Consider the following 22204-nt stretch of genomic DNA (forward strand, 5'->3'; position numbering starts at 1 on the left):
TATTATATAACTTAACGGTTCAGAGTTACATAGAAAAACCGCTTACTCCCATCGTTCGATGGAAGTAAGCGGCTGCTGTGGCGACTCATTGCTGCGGCGGCCATACAATCGTTCCGCTGCGATTCATATATCCTCGTATATAGTCCCGCGAGTCCGGAACGTTAATATAAACCTCTGCCAGCTCCCCGATGAATGAGGCCGCCCATTCGAACTGCACCTTGATCACAAACTTGCCGGAAGTATTGATAAAGCCGTATTTCTGCCCTGTGCTTGCCGGTGCCAGACCGCCGGAGAAGGTTCCGCCCGCTTTAATATTCTGGATCATCTTCTGTCCCTTCTTGTTGATATAGAAGGTAACCCCGTTGCGTTCCACGAACGCCAGCCCTTCCGAGAACGGCTGCGCCATCGAGAACTGCGGCTTCAGAATATACTTCCCGGTTTTATCGATATAACCATATTTTCCATTCTCATACACAACGGCTGCTCCATCGGAGAATGACTCTGCATGGGTAAAACGCGGAGACACCACTAGCTTTCCCGATGTATTGATATAGCCAAACTTGCCATTCAGAGCCAGCTTAACGGCCGCCATTCCCTCCGCGAAGTCTGCTGTGTAACTGAATTGATAGGGAATAACCAATTGCCCCTTCGTGTCTATGAAGCCGGTAGCTTTGCCAAGATTGACTCGAGCAAGCCCCTCCGAGAAGTTAAACGCCTTCACATAAATCGGCCGAATTGCGATCTGCCCTTGGCTGTCCTTATAGCCATACCGAAGCTCAGTCTTACCGTTAGTTCCTTGAATCTTTTCCGTATAGATGGTCAGTCGGTCATACATCAAACCACAACTATTCATCGCGCAATCAAACAGTTTGTCTCCCGCAAGGGTATAGTACGTCACCTTCTTCTCTGCAAGATTGGTGATGACATAAGAATTCCCCGGCTTGCTGTCGTACCATATGCCATCATAGATCGGCGCTACTACCGGTTCGCCTTTACTGTTGATGAGACCATATTTACCATCTAATTCGACGCGATACAGCCGTTCCACGGCCGGCTTCTGTTCCGCTGCGATCGGTTTACCCGCGACAGACACTTCTGCCTGTCCGTGCCCCAACCAAGCAAATCCCGTCATTGCAAGCATCATTGCAGCAATGGCTGCGACCCGTTTCAGCATGTGATTGCCCCCTGTTTTCCAATAACATGTAGATATCTCAATATCTAGACGCATCGTAACGAGAAAAGTGTGCAGCTTGCAATCAAATAAAAAAGAACAGGCTGCCGGGTTAGCCCGGCAGCCTGTCGGTATTGCTGGTATATGATCAAGATCAATTAGAGCAAGCCTTTTTCTTTCAAGTTCAAGTAGCTGACTGTCGCCGTCTCGATACCCGTGAGGTTGCGCAGCTGATCTTGCTCGACCGTCATCCATTCCACGCCGATTTCGGTAGCTGCTTCAATCGACGCTTGAATGTTGACGACGCCGGTACCGACAGCCGTCCACTTCCCAACCTCGTCTGTGCCGTACACATCTTTCAGATGAATGGCCGGTACACGGCCCGCCATCTTGCGAAGGATATGCGCCGGATCTGCACCGCCGAGCGTAATCCAAGCCACATCCATACGGAAGAACAGATGCTTCGGATCGGTATGCTCAGCCAGAATGTCCAGAGAGTATACGCCGTTAAACGTTCTCTCGAATTCATGCGCATGGTTGTGATAGCAGAATCGCAGCCCCTCAGCCGCAAAACGAGCACCTGCCGCATCGTACAATTCAGCATCGCGAAGCAGCTGTTCTCTATTATCAACGACGTCCCACCAGAACGTAACATCCTTCGTTTGCAGGGCATGCGCCTCGCGAATCAGGCGATCGACTTCCTTCTCGTCGCGAAGCAGTTCCTTGCTGGGAACGCTATGCGTAGCCACTTGCAATCCCAATTCATGGAAACGCGCGACATTGGCGTCGACATCTCCCTTGAGCAGCTCGCCGCCGCCTTCGATTCCCTTATAGCCGATTTCAGCGACGCGCTTCATCGTCCCCCAGAAATCCTGCTTCGCTTCTTCATGCACGATTCCAATTAACCCAAGCTTCGGTCTTGTCATGGTTCGTTTCCCGCTCCTTTATTTCGCGAATTGGCCGTCATTAAGCATGGTGATGAAAGGGCTGTCCGTAACGCCGGTAAGCGGAAGCTCTACTCGTGCATTGCGTCGTACCGATTCATAGACTGCGAAAATAATTTCCGAAGCGCGAGTTGCCTTCTGATGCGACGCCTCGGGCTCTTCGCCTGACTCCAAGCAGTCAATCGCATGACGGACATAACCGATCATTTGATCAGACATCGAGGACAGCTCCATCTCAGGCTTCCAAGACGGATCGTCGTAGTTGATTCCCTTGACGATTTGCCCGTCCCACATCACTTCGATAAAACCTTCGGTGCCAATGACGCGAACACCGGCCCAGATCTTCGTCATATCCTGACTCGGTTCCCATGTATCGATAGAGCCGGAATAGAGGCTCGCCTGTACGCCGTTCGCGAATAGAATTTGACCGGTCGCGCCGCATTCGGACGGCACGTTGAACCAGTTATAAATTTCGGTAGTATCGACTGCCCCAAGCACTGTTTTCGCCGGCGTTTCGTCCATGTAGCTAATCGCTTGATCAAACGTATGGATACCGCAATCGAGCAGATTAGGCGGTGAATAGAGGTCTAGGCGAAGCACCTGGCCGATTCGGCCTTCTTTGATAAAACGACGTACCGTTTGATTTCCCTTAGCGAAACGGCGCTGGAGCGAGAAGGTCAGCTGGCAGCCAAACTCGTCTGCGATCTTACCCATCTCTTGGCATTCGCCCCATGTTGCCGACATCGGCTTCTCGCACAATACAGCCTTCGCGCCCGCTTCCGCACAATCGCGGAATACCGGCAGATGCAGCGGTGTCCAGAGACAGATGAGAACAACGTCAGGCTTCTCCTTCTCCAGCATTTCCTTGTGATCGGTATAGATGCTGGCTTGAAAGCCAAACTCATTATTCAGCGTTTCGGCTGATGCGGCAGAAATATCGGACAACGCGACAACCTTTAATCTGCTGTCGGTTTGTACCCCAATGGCATGTTCATGCGCACGTTTGCCGCAGCCGATAAAAGCGACTTTATAAACGGATGATGATGAATTCACTTCGTAATCCCTCTCCCTCAAACTCTATTCTTACTGCTAATCTTAGAACGAATTGAAACGTTTCACATACCTCCAGAATACATCAACAGTTACAGCGCTTTCAACCCAAATTTTTCAAACCCAAGCGTTTTCTTGATGTTCTTTGAACTGGACAGGGAACGGAACAATATGCCTGTCATGATTCGACTATTTCCTCCATGTTTAATTAATCAGGTGTACAAGTTTTTGGAGGGAGAGAGGAACCGTTGGACCACAAGAGCGACAATATCACATGGCATCACTCTAATATATCAAGGGATGACCGGCAGAAGAGGACTCGTCAAAGAAGCTGTACGTTATGGTTAACGGGTTTATCGGGCTCCGGTAAATCAACGCTGGCGTTTGCGCTGGAGAAGGAATTGTATGCCAGAGGAATTGCGTCTTATGTCCTCGATGGGGACAATATCAGGCATGGACTCAATCGTGATCTCGGGTTCTCTGATGAGGATCGCCAAGAAAACATACGCAGAATCGGTGAAATCTCGAAGTTGTTCGTGGATGCCGGCTTAGTTGTGCTGGCGGCGTTCATCTCTCCGAACGAGAAGGACCGCAATATGGTGAGAGAGCTGCTTCAACCGGGGGATTTCAACGAAATTTTCGTAAAATGTTCGTTAGAAGAATGCGAGAAGAGAGATCCCAAAGGACTCTATCGGAAAGCAAGAAGCGGAAAAATTCCCAACTTCACGGGGGTAAGCGGTCAGTATGACATCCCGAGCGCGCCCGAGCTCATTATAGATACGGAACAGTTAACCATTGAACAATCCATAGCGGCTATTATCAACTACCTCGAAGAACGAAACTACTTCACCGGCAACTAACCCCCTCTGCTCGATATCATCTTGACCATAGAGAGAGCCACGCGGCTCTCTCTCAGCATGTAGAGAACTCTACTAACTCTGCCTATCTTTCGCTCAATTGACCGCGACTCCAGAGGCTTGTTCTTGATGCATGGATCGATACACTCCCCTGCCGGGCGGAGGGGTTTTTGCCCCCATACAACTAGCAAATAGCGTCTCAACGATTCGTCAGCATTTTTTCTTTGTCTCTATCGGTCGCCAGTAAGCTAATTTGTCTTTTACTGGTGGAAACTCTGCCTAAATCGTGAAATAGCCCCTCTGGAATCCGTTAGACTTCGGGGAGCGACTTTCTCGGGCAACCTTCACTACTACCGCTGTCAACTTCTCCCCAGTGCATGCTGCTCGTGAAATAGTCCCTCTGGAAACCGTTACACTTCGGGGAGCGACTTTCCCGGGCAGTCTTCACTGTCCTTGCCGCTCTAACGAATTGTAGAGGCCTTATTTTGCAGAAATGGGCACCTCCTAAATTCTAACGAATCACAGAGGGCTTATTTAGCAGAATTACGCTGAAATGCAGGGGTTTTGGAGCAAATAAGGCTTGTAGGATTCGTTAGAATTCCAAAACGAGTTTTTTAGTGCAAATAAGACCTGTACGATTCGTTAGACCTTCCCTCGAGAATCCAACGAAGCGTACAGGCCTTATCGCACAGGATTTGCCCAATAATCAGTGATTATCCCCTCTGGCAACCGTTACACTTCGGGGAGCGACTTTCTCGGTCAGCGTTCACTCCCATTACTAGGACTCGGATAACAGGCTGCGCGGATACTGCACCATTCCCCCTGTTAAGGCACAACTTTGTCCGATTGAAAATGCAGCAATTTGCTAAACGTGCCTTTCATGTCCGCAGAAAGCTGCTGGTAGCCGCCTCGTTGAATCACTTCGCCTTTCTCCAATACAACGACTTGATCCGCGCTGCGTATGGTCGACAGTCGGTGCGCGATGACAATAATGGTCATTCTTCCTCTTAATCGGTCAAGCGCGCCTTGAATTTTGGCTTCATTTTCGCTGTCCAAGGCACTGGTTGCTTCATCGAGGATCAAAATACCCGGCTTTCGCAATACCGCCCGAGCCAGAACAATCCGCTGTCTTTCCCCTCCCGAAAGCCTAACCCCACGGTCACCAAGAATGGTATCCAATCCCTGCGGCAGATTTCGAACAAATTCATCCGAAGCGGAGAACTGCAGCGCCTCCCACATTTGGGCTTCCGTTGCTTCCGGGGCGGCAATCAACAGATTCTCTCTGATGCTTGCATGGAACAAGAATGGATCCTGCGAGACATAACTGACGGATCTCCTCAGCGAGAAGCTGTCGTCGCCGGCCAGATTGCGTCCGTCGACAAGAACCTCTCCTTCATCCGGTTGAATGAGTCCAATGATGATATCGATTAAGGTGCTTTTCCCGGCACCGGATTTTCCAACGATAGCTGTCATCCGATTCACCGGAATGGACAGATTGATATTCTTAAGGGCATAGGAGGATTGGCTTCCATTGTAACGATAAGTGATTCCTCGGCATTCGATTCCTTGCTCCATGCTTACCGGATCTCCGTCCGCCGGATTGTCATGCACTTCCAATTCCTTTGCCAATTCGCAATCCTTCTGAAGATCCGCAAGATTCTTGAAAGCGGGAAGCGTTTGGGCAATTTGTTCCCAATTAGACTGCAAGGTCGAAAACTTCGGCCAAAGACGGGTGAATATGATGATGATCAGCATGAGCTTCTCAGCCTGTACATGGAATACTTCCAGAGATACGTAAACAAATAGCGTAATGATAATGACGGACGCCACTTTATAAATGTACTGGGAGGTTGCCTGCGTTTTCCCAAAGTGAACGAGGTTATACTCCATTTTGCCGCAAAGCGCGCGAAACCAAGTTAAATGCTGCGCTTCTGAACGATTGCTCTTAATGTCTTTCATCCCGTTAAAATGATCGGTCATCCCGCCCATATAATGCTGAGCAAGCTCGGAGGTTTCATCCCCGATGCTTTTGGACCGTTTAATGAATCGGCTTGCATACACGGCAAGCGCTAAACCGCAGATCAAGACCATAATCGTCAGTTGTGCCGACAACCACAGCGCAAAGCCGATTTGTACCGCGGTAAACAAAATAGTGGTCATTAACCGCATCGCGAGATAGGCGCCTTGACTGACGCGCGAAAGCTCATTCGTCATGATGTTATAGAAATCCGATCTTCTTCTTTGCAGATAGAACGCCCACTTGGCCTGCAGCAAGCCCTGATACATTTCCATTCGAAGGTACCTTATGAACCCATGCTGAATATCCAGGTTCAAATGCGTTTGCTTACGCTGCAAATAAGCCTGACCTGCAATTAATAGAATGAACCCCCCTAGAACAACAAGCAGTCTCATTCCGTCCGGTATGGTCTTCAATGGGCTTACCAAGTCAGCCACAAACGGAATACCATCCGTATGGAGGTCCAAAACCCCTATCAAACCAAGCACCGGAATCAACAGAAAAATGCCAATCCCCTCGAGGAAGCTGATCACTACCATGCCGATCAGATTGACAGTGAGCTTCTTACCGGCAAAATGATGCATTTTTTTGATATATAGCAGCAGATGCTCCATTTTTCTTTTCCCCCTATCCGTGCGAAATCCGTATTCCTTCTTCAACCGTATTCAGGATTCGGCTTACTAAATCGTAGGCGGTAAATCTCTCGGCCGGCCTGCATAATTGGTACATGTTAATGTGATTGACGATCGAGACGGAGGCAGAGAAATGCCACTGATCCAAGCCAAGCTGAGGAATCAGAAAATGGCGGTAGGTATGAAATCGGATGGTAGGAAGTCTCTCAAGCCCTTGGAGATGGCGAAGTTCCGTGCCACATCCGTCCGTCTTTACGAGTTCGAAGATACCTGCCAGAGGGACCGGCTCCTCGCAAAACATTGACGCTGCGGGTATCGCATATTTGGTCTCGTACAGCGGAACATAACGATCCGACTGCATCCCAAGCTTGTCGATGCTCTCCTGCCAAAGCTTCTGCTGCGGGTAAGAGGGAATGACGACTGGGACCCGGTCGCGGTTCAACGTTACGGCAATCACGTCGTCGGTCAGAAGCGGATAGCCACGTTTGAGAAAGGCGGCAGCAAGGGTGGATTTGCCCGCGCCGGAATCGCCGACGAACGCATAAGCCTTGCCGTTAATGACAACGGCGCTTCCATGTAAAGGCAACATCTTACGCTGGAACAGCAGCACACCCATGCAGGTTCCGAGCAAGTATAGCCGAACAACGGCATCGTCCGCTCCGATTGTCGGAGAAACAGTGATCCGGTTCCCTCCCCGGACTCTGTAAATGGCCGTGCCTTCTATGTTCAGCATAAAATCATCGCCTTCAAGAGCACAATAATCGTCGCTGCCACTGCCGCTGCTCTCGTTCCAGGCTTGATACAAGTCATCCTTGTCGATATAAACATCCGCTTCACATGTTTGTTCCGCTTCCCGAAGAAGCTCCGGCAAGGCGATTTCGCTTGCCATCGTCAGCCCAAATGCTCGATAAATCGTTCGTTTGACAGCAGGGTTCATCTTCCTCACCTCAATTCAGTAGAGTAGCTGTAAATGAAACTTGAAGAGGCCCTTATACGTTTTCTTCGTATAAGGGCCAATTGGTTTGCCGCGTATCAGGTGCATTTAGGATTCAAAAGCGTGCCCTTTGTTGGAACCCTTGCCGTTCTTGTCCGGGAATACACCATTCGGTCCACCCATCGTCATGTTTACGTCGAGAACTTCCACCGTTGGTTGCTGCCATTCTTTCCTTGTTTGCTTTTCCATATGTATCACCTCCCTTCAAGTGGAATCAATCACGTAAATTGCTTCAAGAACCGGTAAGCTATCAAGGCACGCATTAATAATCTCGCATCCGGATCGTATGCATGCTTCGGCTTTGGAGCATGGCCGATTTTCTCAAGCGATGCCTTGATTTGATCTACGTTCAAATAATGAGAGGCCATGGGATCCCGGCAAAGCTTCCAAAGCTCTTCGTTGAAAAACCCCCATATCGGAATCATGCGATGGACCCAATCCGCTCCTTGAACGCCGTGAATGCGTTGGTTTAATCGTACTTCATCGGGCAAATACGATTCGGTTGCCCTCCGGATGAGTGATCGGTCCATCCCGTTTTGTACATACTGCTCGATCGGCACGGACATGCAGAAGCGTACCACTCTCGGATCGGAGGTCGGGTCCCTTTCCCAAACGCCATACCGCAGGGAAAACTTGGTTACAGATGTGCCTTGATGGTTTGAGGTTGCCAAATTGCTGAATTGATAGTCTCGTGCTTCGAATTCATCGAATGCAGCCCCGCCTAAACCGACGTCATGGTGTTTAAGCTTTTCAAAGACATTTGTTCTTGCGGCCAAATCCGGATGGATGAGATTCGGAATTTCGTTCTTCGGTTCCTTGGCGTAATAAGATCTGGTCGCAAATGGAAAGGCTTGTTTAGCGATAATAGGCAGCAGCCGGGATCTTCCTATATTCATCTGTCTCCCGTAGTGCTTTAGCTCGCGGTAAAAATGGAACAAGCGCAGCTTCCTTAAAAGCTTGGCGTAGTAGTCCATGGCCGGTCCCCAAGAAACGGTATAATTTCCTCGCGCTCCTGTAAGCAGCACGCCGACCCCATCTTGCCGTGCTTTTTCAAGAATCCCTTTGATCCAGAACGAATTCTCGAAGAACTTATATGGAGCTTCCAGAAGCCCGACCAAGTCGTCGATTTCCCCGAACGAGTTCCTGTCCGAAAAATCCAAGCCGTTGTGCGATATATTCCCTACGTGACGTACCGTGGCTCCAATGTGCGGACTTTCGTCGGCCATCATGCTTCTCGAGGTCCAATCCACGAAATCAGGCGAAGGAACGAAACTGTATGTATGCAATGATTTCCCTTCCTTACGCAGAGGGTCAGCGGCAAAGCTGATGACTGCGCCTGAATCCAATCCACCGCTTAAGCTTGCGCCGACCGAACGGAATGTCCGAAGCTTCGATGTTACAGCCTTCTGAAAAACATCGCGAAACGCTTCCTCGTATTCGCCGTTTGATTTCAGCCGAAGCTGATCCCGGGGCGCTTCCAGCGTCTCGTACTGCTCCAGCGTCATTTTGCCATCCCGGGCCGTAAAGCTATGTGCCGGAGGAATTTGTTCGATATTATGGTAGACCGACCCGTTCACGTCGACGGAATCGAGAATAATGGGAATGGCCAAAAACTCGGCAAACCATGACTCATTAAGCTCCTTCTCGGCGCCGGTGATCTCGAATAACGGATTGACCGCCGTGCAAAAGGCAAACTGCCGCTCTTGACGATGGTAGTAGAGCGTGCGGTTTCCCAATAAGTCGCGTGCTCCGAAAATAAGGCGCTTCTTCTCGTCCCAGATGACAAAAGCGAAATCGCCGATCAAATAGCGCGGGACTTCCTTCCCCCACTTCAGGTACGCCGACAAAATAAGCTCGCTGTCCGTCATCCCTTTCCGCCGGGAATAAGCAATTTGCAGCCGGTTAAACAATTCATCCCGGTTGTCGATGATCGCATCGGCGGTAATGGCCAGTTTATGAAGCTCATCATAGAACGGCAGACGTTCATGAACCGATTCCGGCGTGATCCACTGGGCATGGCATCCCAGAAATACGGACCCTCCATGCCAGGTTTGCACATCATCGGCCGGATATTTTTGCAAAGCTTGCATAAGTTTCTTGCTATCCTCTATCGATACAGTCTCTTCGTTGTAACAAAGAATACCTGCAATTGCACTCATGTTTGCCTCCGAGGTGCTTGTCTTTCTTCTACGTGCAGTCATGTCCTGCTTGAATAGGAAGGATCCCTTTAAGCTTCCTGCCTCATTTGCCGCCATAACCAGACGAACGGCCTTAAGGGAAAGTATAGAAAATGCAATTGTTTCGGAAGCGGCATCGCCTCCGTATCCCTGAAGCTGGGATATAATTGGCCAACTATATAAACCGACTTTTGCCGGGTCGTTTTCAATGCAAACAAGTAACGTTTATAGGTCTTGCCTAATTCTTGGGAGCTCGGCACAGGCGAGAAAGCGACGATATCCCGGATGAAATAGAGCGAACGCTGAGCCAACTCGCGATGGTGGCTGCTGGTGATCATCGGTTTGGCGGAGCCTGGTATCGGCGTGCCAAGCAGTGTGGAAGCAAGAATTAGAGCCTGTCCTCCAAGCTGAAGGCATTCATAGCGTCGCATAAGCGAGATAAGCGTTTCAAAGTTTACGCCTTGGCGTACTAAGCGATCAATATCCGCCAGCCAGCGGAGCCTGAACCAGCCGTGACGGGCGCCGTGCGAGACCAAATACATGAAGAGATCTTCGCTTCCCAGCATATAAATAATCTCATTTCTCATAAGCGTACTGCGTCTTCTCCGTTCCCAGAGCTCCTCGAATGAAGGTTCTTTGCCCATGTCGGAATTGAGACGCCAATGAAGCTCCACCTGAATCCTCGTTTGCGGGTGCGTATAGGAGATATGATGCATCTTCCACTTCCAATTGAATAACCGCGGAGCATGACTATCGCTCTCATAACCAAGCTCGGTCAACATCTCTTCTGCCTTTTCCACACCGTCCATTGGGACCAGAATGTCTAAATCCTTGGACGTTCGAAGCGAAACATCACCATATAGCAGATCGGCGAGCACCGGTCCTTTAAGAACCAATGAAGGAATCGCTTTGTCCTGAAATGAGCTGCACAGAAGGCCCATTTCAGCGCTTAAACGGAGCATCTGAAGCGTATTCATGCCGTAATCCCGATGAAGGGCTTGGGAGAAGTCGGCAGGAATCGAATTGTTGTTCTTCAGCTTCGAATACAGCTGCGGATAGACGCGATGATGTCGGATCAGCTTCAGAAGTTGATTCCAATCGATGACAGGCATCGATGGCTTGCCCCATTGCTGCGCCTGATCGGCATTCATCTGCATGAACGCCAGCATGATGTTTAATTCTTCAGGAAAAGCGCTTAGATCCAGGGTGCGATTGTTCTCCATAACGGGACACTTTCATTCCTTTCCTTGCGTTTTGTCCGATCCGAATGCGGCCACCATCGTGAACATTTTCATCTCCTCGGCTCCGGTCACATAGAATGGCCCGCTGCGCAGCCAAGCATGCGCGATCATGTTCCCCTGATCATCCCTCGCCGTACCCAGGTAGAGCGTGCTTTCGATCTGGCGCCGTTTCAGCATTTTCTTGGCTGCGATCGCTCTGACCATACACTGGCTTTCCCAGATGGTATGACGGCTCACCACCCGAATCGCTTGCGCAATTTGTCGGATCGGCATTTCGTTCGACGGATCATTCGCCAGCGGGGTTTCGGACATCCGCCCGCCCAAGGATGGCGCGATCCGGGAGAACGGTAAGGTCTTCAATACTCGTGCCCAGCCTAAGTAAATGAACGCCTCGAGCATGACCCGTTTCTTCTCCGCAGGCAGAGCGAGAAACTTCCTAACGATGCGCTTCAAGGTTCCGAACCTCGATTAGCGATTCCTGATGCATTTTCCGAAGGAAAGCCTCGACTTGTTCCTCACAGGCAGCACGTGTAACGTTATATTCCAATAGGAGCTTGTCTACCAATTGGCTAGCCGTAATCGGTGAAGTAAGGAGCTCCCAAATTCGGCCGCCAATCATGCCGAGATTGTAATATTTTCCGCTATCGATGCTGAACATCACTTTCTCCCCGTTCATGTCACTCACAATACTGCCAGGCGATTGGATAATCTGTTGTTCCGCCAAGTTCACGTTCGTCACGTTTATACGCCTCCTTTGTCAATGGTACGAATAATCTCAGCTGCGAGGTCTTGCGCCGTAAATCCGTTTGTTGGCCGAATGAGCTGATGTACGTTTACCTGATCGGCCACGCCGGAAGCTATCTTGAAATGCCATTGCTCCAATCCCAGACGCGGGATCAGCATATTTCGGTACGTATGCATCAGCACGATGCGCAGTCGATCCAGATTGGACAACCGCCTGATCGAAACCGCTGGCTCAGATTCCGACTTTACCAATTCAAACAGTCCGGCAAGCGGGACGGGCTCGTTGCAAAATCTTGAAAGTACCGGTACGGCAAATTTCGTCGTTTCCCGATAAACCGATTGATAGTGCCCGGATGCCAAACCCAGCTGATCGATGCTTTCCTGCCACAGCTTCTGCTGCGGATAAGACGGCATAACGACAAGCCTTCCTCCTTCACCCGCAAAGGAAACCGGGATGACATCGTCGCTTATCAGCTCATACCCTTTGCTTACCAGCGTGGCGGCAAGCGTTGATTTGCCGGCTCCCGAATCGCCAAGAAACGCGTAGGCTTTGCCGCCTATCATAATGGCGCTTCCGTGCAAAGGCAGCACATTGCGGATCATTAGCAGCGCGCCCATGCAGGTACCGAGCAAATACACACGCACCTTCTCTGGATCTGCGCCGGTAAGCGGAGCGACTGTAATTCGATATGCGTCTTCTATGCAATAAATAGCTGTCTCCGGAATGAGGAACAGGAATCGGCCGTCTTTGTACAAAAAGTTGCTGCCGCCAAGCTCAAGCTCTTCCCACAACTTGTCTGGGCTAGCCGATTCAATGAAAACATCGGGGTGCTCCTTTTCCTTCATGGGACCGGACACAGGTAATTCAGGCAGCGGGATTGAACTCGATATCCGCATGTTGAAAGCCTTATATACCGTGTGTTCACTGGCAGATATCAGATCAATCACTCCTTTCAGGGCAATAATAATAAATCCCTTATACAATCCACTTGCGCGGATTGTATAAGGGCGCTTGGACCGAACTAGCTCGGGTTATAGATGTCCATATCGTCAGTTGTTACAAAGTCAATATTCGACATCCCTTTTCCATACATCGTTTCGCTCACGTCAAGCATTTCAACAGTCGGAACTTGCCATTCTTTTTTGTTCGTCATGGTTTTTCACCCCCTCTCAATGGAGTTAACGAGTTTTATACTATTTTTAAAGAAAGTTATAAGGAAGAGCTCCGGGTTCAGGGATGTGCCTGCGGCCGCTGTTAAGCTTGTATTCTCTTTGGATTAGATTAGTCGGTAACAATACAAGTTTAAAGGAGGCACGTAAACTCTCCGGCACAATCCCTTTCACCCTTACGTTCCTTATCATTTCTCTAAAATCTTTTAAAATCGTTTTAAGAACCGGTAGATGATCAGGCTGCGCATGAGCATTCGCATCTCCGGATGGAAAGCGTGCTCCGGGCGAGGCGTATCGCCAAGCCGAGAGACGGCGTCCCGGATACGGTTGACGTGCAAGTACTGGGATGCTGCAGGATCGGTGCACAGCTGCCTCAGTTCATCGGTCAACGGCTTCCAGGATGGCGCGATGCGGTGCACCCAATCCGCTCCTTGAATGCCGCGAATGCGCTGGTTCAGCCTTACCTCGTCGGGCAAATAATGCTTTGTCGCCCTCCGGATAAGCGCACGATCCAAGCCGCCCTGCACATACTGTTCCACCGGGACCGAGAAGCAGAACCGCACGACTCTGGGATCGCAGGTGGGATCGCGTTCCCATGCGCCGTAACGCAAGGACAATTTCGTTGCCGATGCGCCGTTCTTGTTCCCGACAGCAAGATCTTGCATCTTCTCCTTGCGCAGCTCCAGCGGATCGCTGATGGTAGAGCCGTTCACGCCGATTCGATGCTCCTGCAGCTTGGCGAACACATCCGTTCGCCTCGCAAAATCGGGATGAATCAGCATCGTCGGAATAGCTTCCGGTTCGCTCGCCTGCTGCGAACGTTTAGCCAGAATCGGGAATGCCTGCTTGCCGATCACGGATAATAAGCGCGATCTGCTTATCCCTTTATTAACGCTGTACAGCTGAAGCTCCCGCAAGAATGCCAGCCATTTCAGTTTTCGGAGCAGCGTAGCGTAATAATAGAGCGCCGGCCCCCACGACACGGTAAAGTTTCCTCTTGCCCCGGTGAGCAGCACTCCTGCACCTTGTCCGCCTGCTCGCTCGTGTATCCCTTTCAACCAGTAGGAATTCTCGAAGAATTTATAAGGCATCTCGAGCATGTCCAGCCACTCGTCTACTTCGGATAAAGGGCTGATCCCTTCGAAATCCATCGCTTGGTGCGAAATGTTGCCGACATGCCGGACCGTTGCATCAATGAACCGGCTTTCGTCGGCTGCTGTGCTGCTGGGCGTCCAATCGGTGAAATCGCCGGTCGGAATGTAGCTGTACGCATGCAAGGACTTCCCTTCCTCACGCAGTGCACGTGCGGCGAAGCTGGCGACGGAGCCGGAGTCCAGTCCGCCGCTTAACGTTACCGCCACTTGACGATGCGTGCGCAGCCTTGACCTCACCGCTTCATCGAATACCTCCCGGAATGCCTCTTCATAGTCTTGATTCGAGGAGAGCCGAAGCATCGACCTCGGTTCCAAGGAACCGTACCTACTGAGCGAAACGCGTCCATCCGCGACCGTAATCGTATGAGCAGGCGGCAGCTGATGAATGTTCCGGTAAGGCGTGGAGGTGACGTCCGTCGACTCGAACATTTCCGGAATGGCCATAAACTCCGCAAGCCAAGGTTCATGAAGCGCTTTGACAACATCCGGTAAGGCGAATAACGGAGCAAGCGTCGTACCGAAAGCAAACCGATCGCGGCCTTGAACATAGTACAGCGAGCGATGCCCCAGCAAATCTCTGGCACCGAACAGCTCCTGCTTCGCTTTATCCCAGATCACGAATGCGAAATCGCCGATCAGATATTCCGGAGCATGGCGCCCCCATTTGCGATAGGCCAGCAGAATAAGCTCGCTGTCCGTAATTTTGCCGCGATGAGCGGGATAAACCTGCAGCAGCTCGAACAATTCCCGGCGATTGTCAAGGATGGCATCGGCAACGATGCCAAGCTTGCGTTCGGCGTCGTAATAAGGCATTCGCTCGCCTACCGACTCGGGAGTGATCCACTTGGCCCGGCAGCCGAGGAAGACCGCGCCGTTCGTCCACGTTTGGGCATCATCGGCATCGTACCTCTCCATGGCTTCCATCATTCCGCTGCTGTCCCTGCTGCTGACCGGATGCCCGGTATGCTGATAAATGCCGACAATCGCGCTCATTTGTTCAGCCTGCCGTTATTGAAGTAGGTCGAAGCCAGCTGGGACAGTCGATTGCCGAAGGGAATCAGCATTTTCAGCCGATTGGCTTTGCGCTTCATGGTGTCGAGCTGCAGTTTCAGCTGCCTGCGCTCTTTGGCACTGTTCTCCAGACGTTTCTCAAGCATGCGCACGGTCATCTGCAATTGAAGCTCCTCCGGATGCAGCCATTTATCATCATGGTACCGTTCAGGCAGCACAACATTTCCTGATGTACCCGAATCCGTTCGCATCTCGTAATCGGCTTCCCACCTGCAGCCTGTCGCATCCGCCAGTTGCTTGGTGTACAGATCCATTAGCTCCGTATCCGGTTCAAGTTCGAAGCGTACGCCCGTGAGCTTCTCCGCTTCAGCCAGCTCCTCGCTGTACCCCAGATCATGAAAGAGTTGAGCGCCAAGCACTCGGCCGTACATTTCGATCTCCTGCTTGTCGAGCACGTCTTTCCAGATCGCGATGGAATCCTGATTCGCCTCCGAATGATTCGAAACAAACGGATCCCCTACCCCCATGCTGAAATACAAGTCAGACTTGGCGGTATTTCTAAAGTTCCCGTAAAGCTCCAGCCCTTCTTCATAGGCAACGCCCAGAAATCGGCACACCTCGATCATCTGCTCTCTCGGGCTCGCCACCAGCTTCTCGTAGGACAAACGGTGCGTGTAGGGATTAGCTTGAGCGAAGTAGCGGAAATAGCGGAACAACCCGATCGTCAGATCGGCAACCTTCATATCGAAGGTTCCATTTCGCATGTCCTCCCTCAGATTGAAGCTTGTTCCCCGCTGTCCGTTCACCTTCTTATGGGAAGAGAGTACCGCGAACGGGTTGCGAATAAGCCAGATCCGACGGGAGTGCGGAAACAGAGCATCCAGAAACTCCAGCAGATAATAATACCTGGGCGACTTGTCGATCACCATCTCCGCTCCGGCGCTGCTTTGCATTAAGCCGTTGTAGACCTGGAGGGCAAAAGCTCGGCAAGCCTGCTCATAGCTGTGTTGAGGCAGAACGCCGTTATAGAACTGATTAAGGATGCCTGTCCCGCCATAAGCGCGGCGCTGCGGCGATTGCAGATCATACAAGCTCATCAGGAACCACATTTCCTGGGTGGCGAACAATTTACTGTGATTTTGGAGCATAACCGTGGCCAGAGAGCTTCCGCTCCTCGGCGTACAAAGTAGAAAAACAAGGTTGTTGCCGCTCGAATCGACCAACGTGTACCTCCTTCAAGGCAAGGATTGCGAAGCAATCGGCTTAGCCTTTATTGAAATCATAATAAAATTTCGCGCGCTCCCCGAGCATGACCTTATAGATGTCATAGTTCGTATCCATGATCGCTTTCAGATAGTCCTTGTAAGGGCGATCCGCAACATTGACCAGACCGGAGTTGTAATGCTCGCCTCCTACGCCCTGCCAGTACCTGCCAAGCCCTGCTTGATCCACGTAATTGAACACGTGTGCACCGACTACATAAGGCAGCGTGACCGCACCTTCCACGTAATTGCGATAGCGCATTCCCCGTTGGAACTGGTTCACTGCCGAGTTCGGAAGGAGAGGCGCAAGCCCCTGCTCGCTTGTCCCGTAACCGAATTCGCTGAACAGAATCGGTTTGCCGCCGGATAGATCGTAAATCTTCTTCAACAGATCGGGTTCGAGCTTATAGGTGTAATAGTTGATGCTGATGACATCCACGTATTTCCCTTCCGCTTTGGCAAGCGCGCTGCTGATTTTCTCATTATGGAACGTTGTCGTAATCCATCGATCTCCAAGAAGGAGATGGTTCGGATCGTATTTCCGATATGCACGAGATACCGTTCCGAAGAACGTATCCAGATAGTAGTCGAAGAAGCCTTCCATATCGCGCCATGATTGGGAGGTTGAAACAGGCAGCTCCGCCTCCTTCATCTCGTCGAACGATTTGAATGTCGTCTTCCAATTGGCGTTGAAGGAGCTGATGGTTTGATATTTATCCTTCAGCCTCTGGACCAATTTCCCTTTCATGGCAGCCGAGCTCGCTTTGAGCTTGGGCACATTCGTATAAAATTTATGAAAGTCGTATTCGTTATCGATGAAATAACCGATCAGATTCTTATCGTTTTTGTTTGGCGTGAGCGCATTCTTGAATGCTTTATCGATCTGCTCTGCGGCATTCGGAGCAAAGATATCGAATAACGAGAGTCCATTGATTCGAGCCCATGCCATTCCGTTAAGCGGAAGCATTCTCACGTACGGAAGCTTGCCATCCTCGCCGTATTTCTCGGTCGAATAATTGCCTACGCCGTTAAAGCCCCATTTCGGAAGCCGGGTTACCGCTTCCGAGTAGATCGCATGCTCGGTTGGGAACACGCCTTTCTTCCGGAAAACATTCGCCACATAGAACGAATAGTTATCCTTGCCGATATAAGCGTTTTTGTTAATGCCTTGATTCGGGAGAACGGATTCGAATTTCTGCTCCCGACCGGCGATCCGGGTGTAGGTTTCATTGGCCGTCACGCCATTCACGGCTAAGCTGAAATAGAGATTTCCATCCGGCGTCGTCATCACTTTGCGTTCACCCATTCGCTGGATCGCGAAGTAACCCTTGGCAGCCAAATTGTATTTCTTCGCGCTGCCGGCAAGTCCGCCGTATGGATCGCGGCCTCCCGGCGGCTTCAGGCTGCCGTAGTAAGCAGCATCTGCCGCCGCATCCGCTGCCAGCTCCTTCTCATCGGTCACTTTACCCGTGAAATTCGCATCCTTCATTTGACCGAAGCGATCGACAAGGATCTCGCTGCTCGCGTTCACCGTAAACTTGCGAATCGGACTTGGCAGCCAGCCGTCTTTCACCGCGTACGTTTCAAGTACGTTATACCCTTGAAGCTGGAGCGGCTTCGAATAATACACGAAATCCGGCCCTTTGTTTAATCGATAGTAAATGCGCGCGCCTTTCGTAATCGAGGTCAATTCGGTCTTCACCGAAGACTCGCTTCGGGAGGTGGCCAGCTTCACGGAAGCCGTGTTCTGATTAATGACGACCTTCGAAACTTGAGGCGACCAGGCTTTAGAACCGAGCAGCACGATTTTCAAATACCTCGAATGTTCGGGCAATCCTGAAGCTTCATACGCGTATTGCTGCCAGTTTCCCGTCGGATAGCCGACAGGGTTGATCGTCACGGGAATTTGCTTGTAGTCTTTTCCGTCCGACGAGACAAACAATCGATGCTCCTCCATCGGATTTCCGGTAAAAAAGCTGCTGTAGACCGTAAACGATTGGATGTCGTAACCCGTATGGTACACCATGCTGCCGGGGGCGCTGGTCGTACGCGCGAGCCGGCCTTTGTCGTTATCGAAGTAGCCCGGCTGGTTACTGGCTACATACAGATTGGCGCGATGGGCGAGCAGCTTGAAATTATCAAGCGGATCGATTAACCCAACCGGCGGCGCCAACTGAGGAGCAGGCACATATCGATAAGTCGATACGCCTGTTGCTGCCGACTGGCCCGAACTGGAATGGCCCACAGCTGTTATTTGAAGCAGCAAATTTTGAACGACTGCAATTGGCGAGCTGTAATGCATGCGAGTCAGCGATGTTCTGGGGTCGCTGCCATCGGTTGTGTAATAGATGGTTTCACCCTTCTCGCCCTGGTTCAGCATAACCATTCGCCCGTAAGGCACTGTACCCGAAGGCACGCTGGTGTCTGCGCTGGAAGGTCCGTTCAGTACAACCTTCCCGATGGCAGGCGATCTTGCGATACTGGTACCCTGGTAGACGACTTTGAGAAACTTCGTGCCTGCCGGGAACTTTCTCGATTCGTACACGATGTTTACCGCTCCGCTGTCTACTTCGTGCATGTCCGGTATGACCTTGATATAGGTCACGCCATCTTTGGAAATGTAGAATGCCGGATGGTCATAGGTCTTGCTCCCGTTCGGCTGATAGTATGCGTAAACCGCGAAGGACCGGAGATAACCTTCCGCCTTGTACACCATGTTCTCACCTGAAACGCCGCTGCGTTTCACTCGGGTCGGATCCGAGGTTTCACTCGGAGCCTTCGTCAGAAAGAGCGTATCGGAATGCTTGTAGACCTGCTTCCAATCTCGCAGATGGTCGATTTCAATCTCATAGTAGGAAAGCGGAGCGGCATCTCCCGTAGCGGATAACGGTATCAAGCAGCCGAGCAGCCCATATAACAACAGCAATGAAGCATTTTTTCTCACAATAAAGGCCCTCATCATCCTTTAGTAATGTAAAGCCAACACTTCCTCCTTGACGCCTTGATTCAAGCTGGGGCGGCCGATGGAATAGTAAATGAACGCCGTACCCGCCAAATCCTCTTCTTTGAACACGTTGCGGCCGTCAATCAAAATAGGCTTTCGCAGTACTGTTTGCAGCTGATTCAGATCCACGTGAATGAATTCGTCCCATTCCGTCAACAGGCAGAGCGCATCTGCATCGGCTGCCGCTTCCAATGCTCCTTCGCACCAAACCACGCCGTCCTCGCCGTACATACGGCGGAAGTTCGGAATTGCGATGGGATCGTAAACCTTCACCACAGCCCCGCTGTTCACCAGATGCTGAACAATCTCGAGTGCCGGAGATTCCCTCACGTCGTCGGTATTGGGTTTAAAGGATAGTCCCCAGATGGCGATCGTCTTGCCTTGGAGGTTGCCGTCGAATATCGTTTCAAGTTTACGGATCATTTTGAACCGCTGATCCTGATTGACCTCAACTACCGCACGAAGCAATTTGAATTCGTAATCGACATGGCCGGCAATTTGGATGAGAGCCCTAGTATCCTTCGGGAAACACGAGCCTCCATAGCCAATGCCCGCTTTCAGAAACGAATGGCCGATCCGGTTGTCGTATCCCATTCCTTGGGCGACCTGGGTCACGTCTGCGCCTACCTTCTCGCAGATGTTCGCAATCTCGTTAATGAACGAAATTTTCGTAGCGAGAAAAGCATTGGAGGCATACTTGAGCATCTCGCTGCTGCGAATGTCCGTCATCACGATTTGATCCGTCAGCGGCGCATGCAGCTTGGCCATCGTGTCTGCGGCACTCTGACTGTCGGCACCAATGACGATCCGGTCCGGATGAAGCGTATCCTGGACGGCCGAACCCTCTCTCAAGAACTCCGGCAGCGAGATGCTGTCGAACCTTTCGCTCGTCAGGCGGCGAATCCGATCTCGCACGCGTTCGTTCGTGCCGACGGGCACCGTACTCTTCACGGCGATGATCTTATATCCGTTCATCGCTTCCGCAATTTCGTCGGCAGCCTGATCGATGTAAGACAAATCCGCTTCGCCGTTTGCCAAGGAAGGCGTCCCGACCGCGATAATCACAATATCCGACAGCTGAACCGCGCGATGCAGATCGGACGTATAGCTCAGCTTCCCGGCAGCCATATTTTTAAGCGAAAGTTCCTGCAGGTTCGGTTCGTAAATAGGGATAGCTCCGTTTCGCAAAATATCGAGCTTGGCTTGATCCTTGTCTACGCAGATCACTTGATTGCCAAGCTCCGCATAACAAACCCCCGATACAAGCCCGACATAACCAGCACCGATAACCGTGATGTTCATCTTCAACAACTCCTTCGAATTTTCGGAGAAAACGCAGCAGCGTAAGCATTCGCTTCGTTATTTCGTACAGAGCTGCATAATTTCGTTCCAATCATGTTCAAGCCTTACAATGTCCTCTTCAATCAGCTGCGAACCGGTTTGGATTTCGATGATTTCGATATCCGCCAGCGCACGCAGGCTATGTCTGTTTTCCTTCGGAATCAGGAGGACGTCCCCGGTAGTGATGGAGAATCGCTTGCCGTTAAGCACCATTTCCCCATGTCCGGCAACCACCGTCCATACCTCGTCCCGAAGACTATGGTATTGGTAGCTCAGATTGCTTCCCTCGGAAATGAAGATCCGCTTGGTCAGCACTTCCCGGCCATCCGGATAAGTCACATAATCGAGCACCCGATAGCGTCCCCAGCGCCGCTCTTCGTACATTGGGCGCTGCTCCGAGTGTTTCATGACATCCTTGATCTGCGGACTTGAAGCTTTGTCTGCAACAAGAATGCCGTCCGGACTCGCCGCAACAATGACATCGGACAAGCCGAGCAGTGTAATCGGAACTTCCAGCTCGTTAATGACATGGGTATTAATTGAATCTGCCGTAATAATGCCTTTGCCGATCAGAGAGGTTTCGATTTCCTCCGTCAACGTATTCCATGTGCCAAGATCCTTCCAGGACCCATCATATTGAATGGCAGCTATCCGATTCGCTTTCTCCACCACTTTGTAGTCGAAGCTGATCTTCGGCAGCTTGCTGTACTGCTTCAACATTTCTTCGTACTGGATCGGCAGCCCGTTCACGATCAGTATGTTAATGATCAGATCCAATTTGAATGCGAAAACACCGCAATTCCACAGCGCATCCTGACGAATCATCTCTACAGCCTCTTCTTCGCGAGGTTTCTCGCGGAAGCTCTGAACATCCATGAACGTTTGAGCAGCGTCGCCGCTTTGCTTCGGAATGATATACCCGTATTTCTCAGATGGATAAGTCGGTTTAACCCCCATCAGCGCTAAGTCGGCATCGGAGCTGGCAAGCACCTGCTCTAACTCTTTCAGCTTCTCGAAGAAGCCGATCTCAACGAAGGGATCTACCGGCATGACGACAATCGCTTCGTCAAGACTCACGCCTTCGACCGAATAGAGATAGGTGGCTGCAAGCGCGATCGCGGGAAATGTGTCTCTTCGCTCCGGCTCGACGATCAAGTTGATTTCATTCCCAAGCTGACTTTGAATCATCTCTACCTGAGGTTTGCTCGTCGTGACATAGGCATGATTCTGCAAATCGGCTTCACCGATCTGTCCCCAGACTCGTTGTATCATGGACTCCAAACGGTCATCGTCTTTTTTCAAGATTTTCAAAAACTGTTTCGACCGGGCGTCATTCGACAACGGCCACAGCCGTTTCCCCGATCCTCCCGAAAGCAATACGACTTTCATGATATACCTCCTTTAATAGGGAGTTTGACGGAGTCAAACTCTCTCT

General features: G+C 51.0%; 18 protein-coding genes. 1 reads left to right on the top strand and 17 read right to left on the bottom strand.

Annotated elements, in window-relative coordinates; translation table 11 throughout:
- Positions 1-85: 85 nt before the first annotated feature.
- From I8J30_RS03635 to I8J30_RS03645, 3 genes are all read right to left on the bottom strand, one after another.
- On the bottom strand, positions 86-1174 hold the full coding sequence (locus tag I8J30_RS03635) for a WG repeat-containing protein (protein ID WP_210655442.1): 1089 nt from the start codon (positions 1172-1174) through the stop codon (positions 86-88).
- 155 nt (positions 1175-1329) lie between these two features.
- Complete coding sequence (locus tag I8J30_RS03640; RefSeq protein ID WP_091213810.1) at positions 1330-2097, bottom strand: sugar phosphate isomerase/epimerase family protein; 768 nt, start codon at positions 2095-2097, stop codon at positions 1330-1332.
- Between the two features lie 18 nt (positions 2098-2115).
- Positions 2116-3168, bottom strand: a complete 1053-nt coding sequence (locus I8J30_RS03645; RefSeq protein WP_210655444.1) for a Gfo/Idh/MocA family protein — start codon at positions 3166-3168, stop codon at positions 2116-2118.
- Positions 3169-3413: 245 nt separating this feature from the next.
- On the opposite strand from I8J30_RS03645, the gene cysC reads away from it, so the two are divergent.
- Positions 3414-4025, top strand: coding sequence for an adenylyl-sulfate kinase (cysC, locus tag I8J30_RS03650; RefSeq protein ID WP_210655445.1), 612 nt, complete (start codon positions 3414-3416; stop codon positions 4023-4025).
- Between the two features lie 822 nt (positions 4026-4847).
- Here cysC and I8J30_RS03655 read toward each other — a convergent pair.
- The 14 genes from I8J30_RS03655 to I8J30_RS03720 form a co-directional block, all read right to left on the bottom strand.
- The gene (locus tag I8J30_RS03655; protein ID WP_210655447.1) at positions 4848-6653 is read right to left on the bottom strand and encodes an ABC transporter ATP-binding protein; all 1806 of its coding nucleotides are present in this window, start codon (positions 6651-6653) and stop codon (positions 4848-4850) included.
- Positions 6654-6666: 13 nt separating this feature from the next.
- Positions 6667-7608: a phosphoenolpyruvate carboxykinase (ATP) gene (locus I8J30_RS03660; protein WP_210655449.1), complete on the bottom strand. Its 942-nt coding sequence runs from the start codon at positions 7606-7608 to the stop codon at positions 6667-6669.
- A 105-nt stretch (positions 7609-7713) separates the two neighbouring features.
- Positions 7714-7854, bottom strand: a complete 141-nt coding sequence (locus I8J30_RS03665; protein WP_210655451.1) for a paeninodin family lasso peptide — start codon at positions 7852-7854, stop codon at positions 7714-7716.
- Positions 7855-7883: 29 nt separating this feature from the next.
- Positions 7884-9824: an asparagine synthase-related protein gene (locus I8J30_RS03670; RefSeq protein ID WP_210655453.1), complete on the bottom strand. Its 1941-nt coding sequence runs from the start codon at positions 9822-9824 to the stop codon at positions 7884-7886.
- Positions 9825-9892: 68 nt separating this feature from the next.
- Positions 9893-11065: a nucleotidyltransferase domain-containing protein gene (locus tag I8J30_RS03675; protein WP_210655455.1), complete on the bottom strand. Its 1173-nt coding sequence runs from the start codon at positions 11063-11065 to the stop codon at positions 9893-9895.
- 12 nt (positions 11066-11077) lie between these two features.
- A complete protein-coding gene (locus tag I8J30_RS03680; RefSeq protein WP_210656079.1) occupies positions 11078-11482 on the bottom strand; it encodes a lasso peptide biosynthesis B2 protein in 405 nt (134 codons plus the stop codon).
- 37 nt (positions 11483-11519) lie between these two features.
- Positions 11520-11822, bottom strand: a complete 303-nt coding sequence (locus I8J30_RS03685) for a lasso peptide biosynthesis PqqD family chaperone (protein WP_210655456.1) — start codon at positions 11820-11822, stop codon at positions 11520-11522.
- A gap of 2 nt (positions 11823-11824) precedes the next feature.
- On the bottom strand, positions 11825-12724 hold the full coding sequence (locus I8J30_RS03690; RefSeq protein ID WP_210655458.1) for a phosphoenolpyruvate carboxykinase (ATP): 900 nt from the start codon (positions 12722-12724) through the stop codon (positions 11825-11827).
- Positions 12725-12849: 125 nt separating this feature from the next.
- Positions 12850-12981, bottom strand: a complete 132-nt coding sequence (locus I8J30_RS03695) for a paeninodin family lasso peptide (RefSeq protein WP_143044416.1) — start codon at positions 12979-12981, stop codon at positions 12850-12852.
- A gap of 222 nt (positions 12982-13203) precedes the next feature.
- Positions 13204-15144 (bottom strand): asparagine synthase-related protein, encoded by a 1941-nt coding sequence (locus I8J30_RS03700; protein ID WP_210655460.1) that lies wholly within the window; start codon positions 15142-15144, stop codon positions 13204-13206.
- Positions 15141-16385: a sulfotransferase family protein gene (locus tag I8J30_RS03705; protein WP_210655462.1), complete on the bottom strand. Its 1245-nt coding sequence runs from the start codon at positions 16383-16385 to the stop codon at positions 15141-15143. The genes I8J30_RS03700 and I8J30_RS03705 overlap by 4 nt, the downstream gene beginning before the upstream one ends.
- A 40-nt stretch (positions 16386-16425) precedes the next feature.
- The gene (locus I8J30_RS03710) at positions 16426-19368 is read right to left on the bottom strand and encodes a chitobiase/beta-hexosaminidase C-terminal domain-containing protein (protein ID WP_338044796.1); all 2943 of its coding nucleotides are present in this window, start codon (positions 19366-19368) and stop codon (positions 16426-16428) included.
- Between the two features lie 21 nt (positions 19369-19389).
- A complete protein-coding gene (locus I8J30_RS03715; RefSeq protein WP_210655466.1) occupies positions 19390-20730 on the bottom strand; it encodes a UDP-glucose dehydrogenase family protein in 1341 nt (446 codons plus the stop codon).
- Between the two features lie 57 nt (positions 20731-20787).
- Positions 20788-22158, bottom strand: coding sequence for a sugar phosphate nucleotidyltransferase (locus I8J30_RS03720; RefSeq protein ID WP_210655468.1), 1371 nt, complete (start codon positions 22156-22158; stop codon positions 20788-20790).
- Between the last annotated feature and the right edge of the window lie 46 nt (positions 22159-22204).

Origin of the sequence: Paenibacillus lignilyticus, from assembly GCF_017942085.1 — a bacterium.
GTDB classification, from domain to species: Bacteria; Bacillota; Bacilli; order Paenibacillales; family Paenibacillaceae; genus Paenibacillus_Z; species Paenibacillus_Z lignilyticus.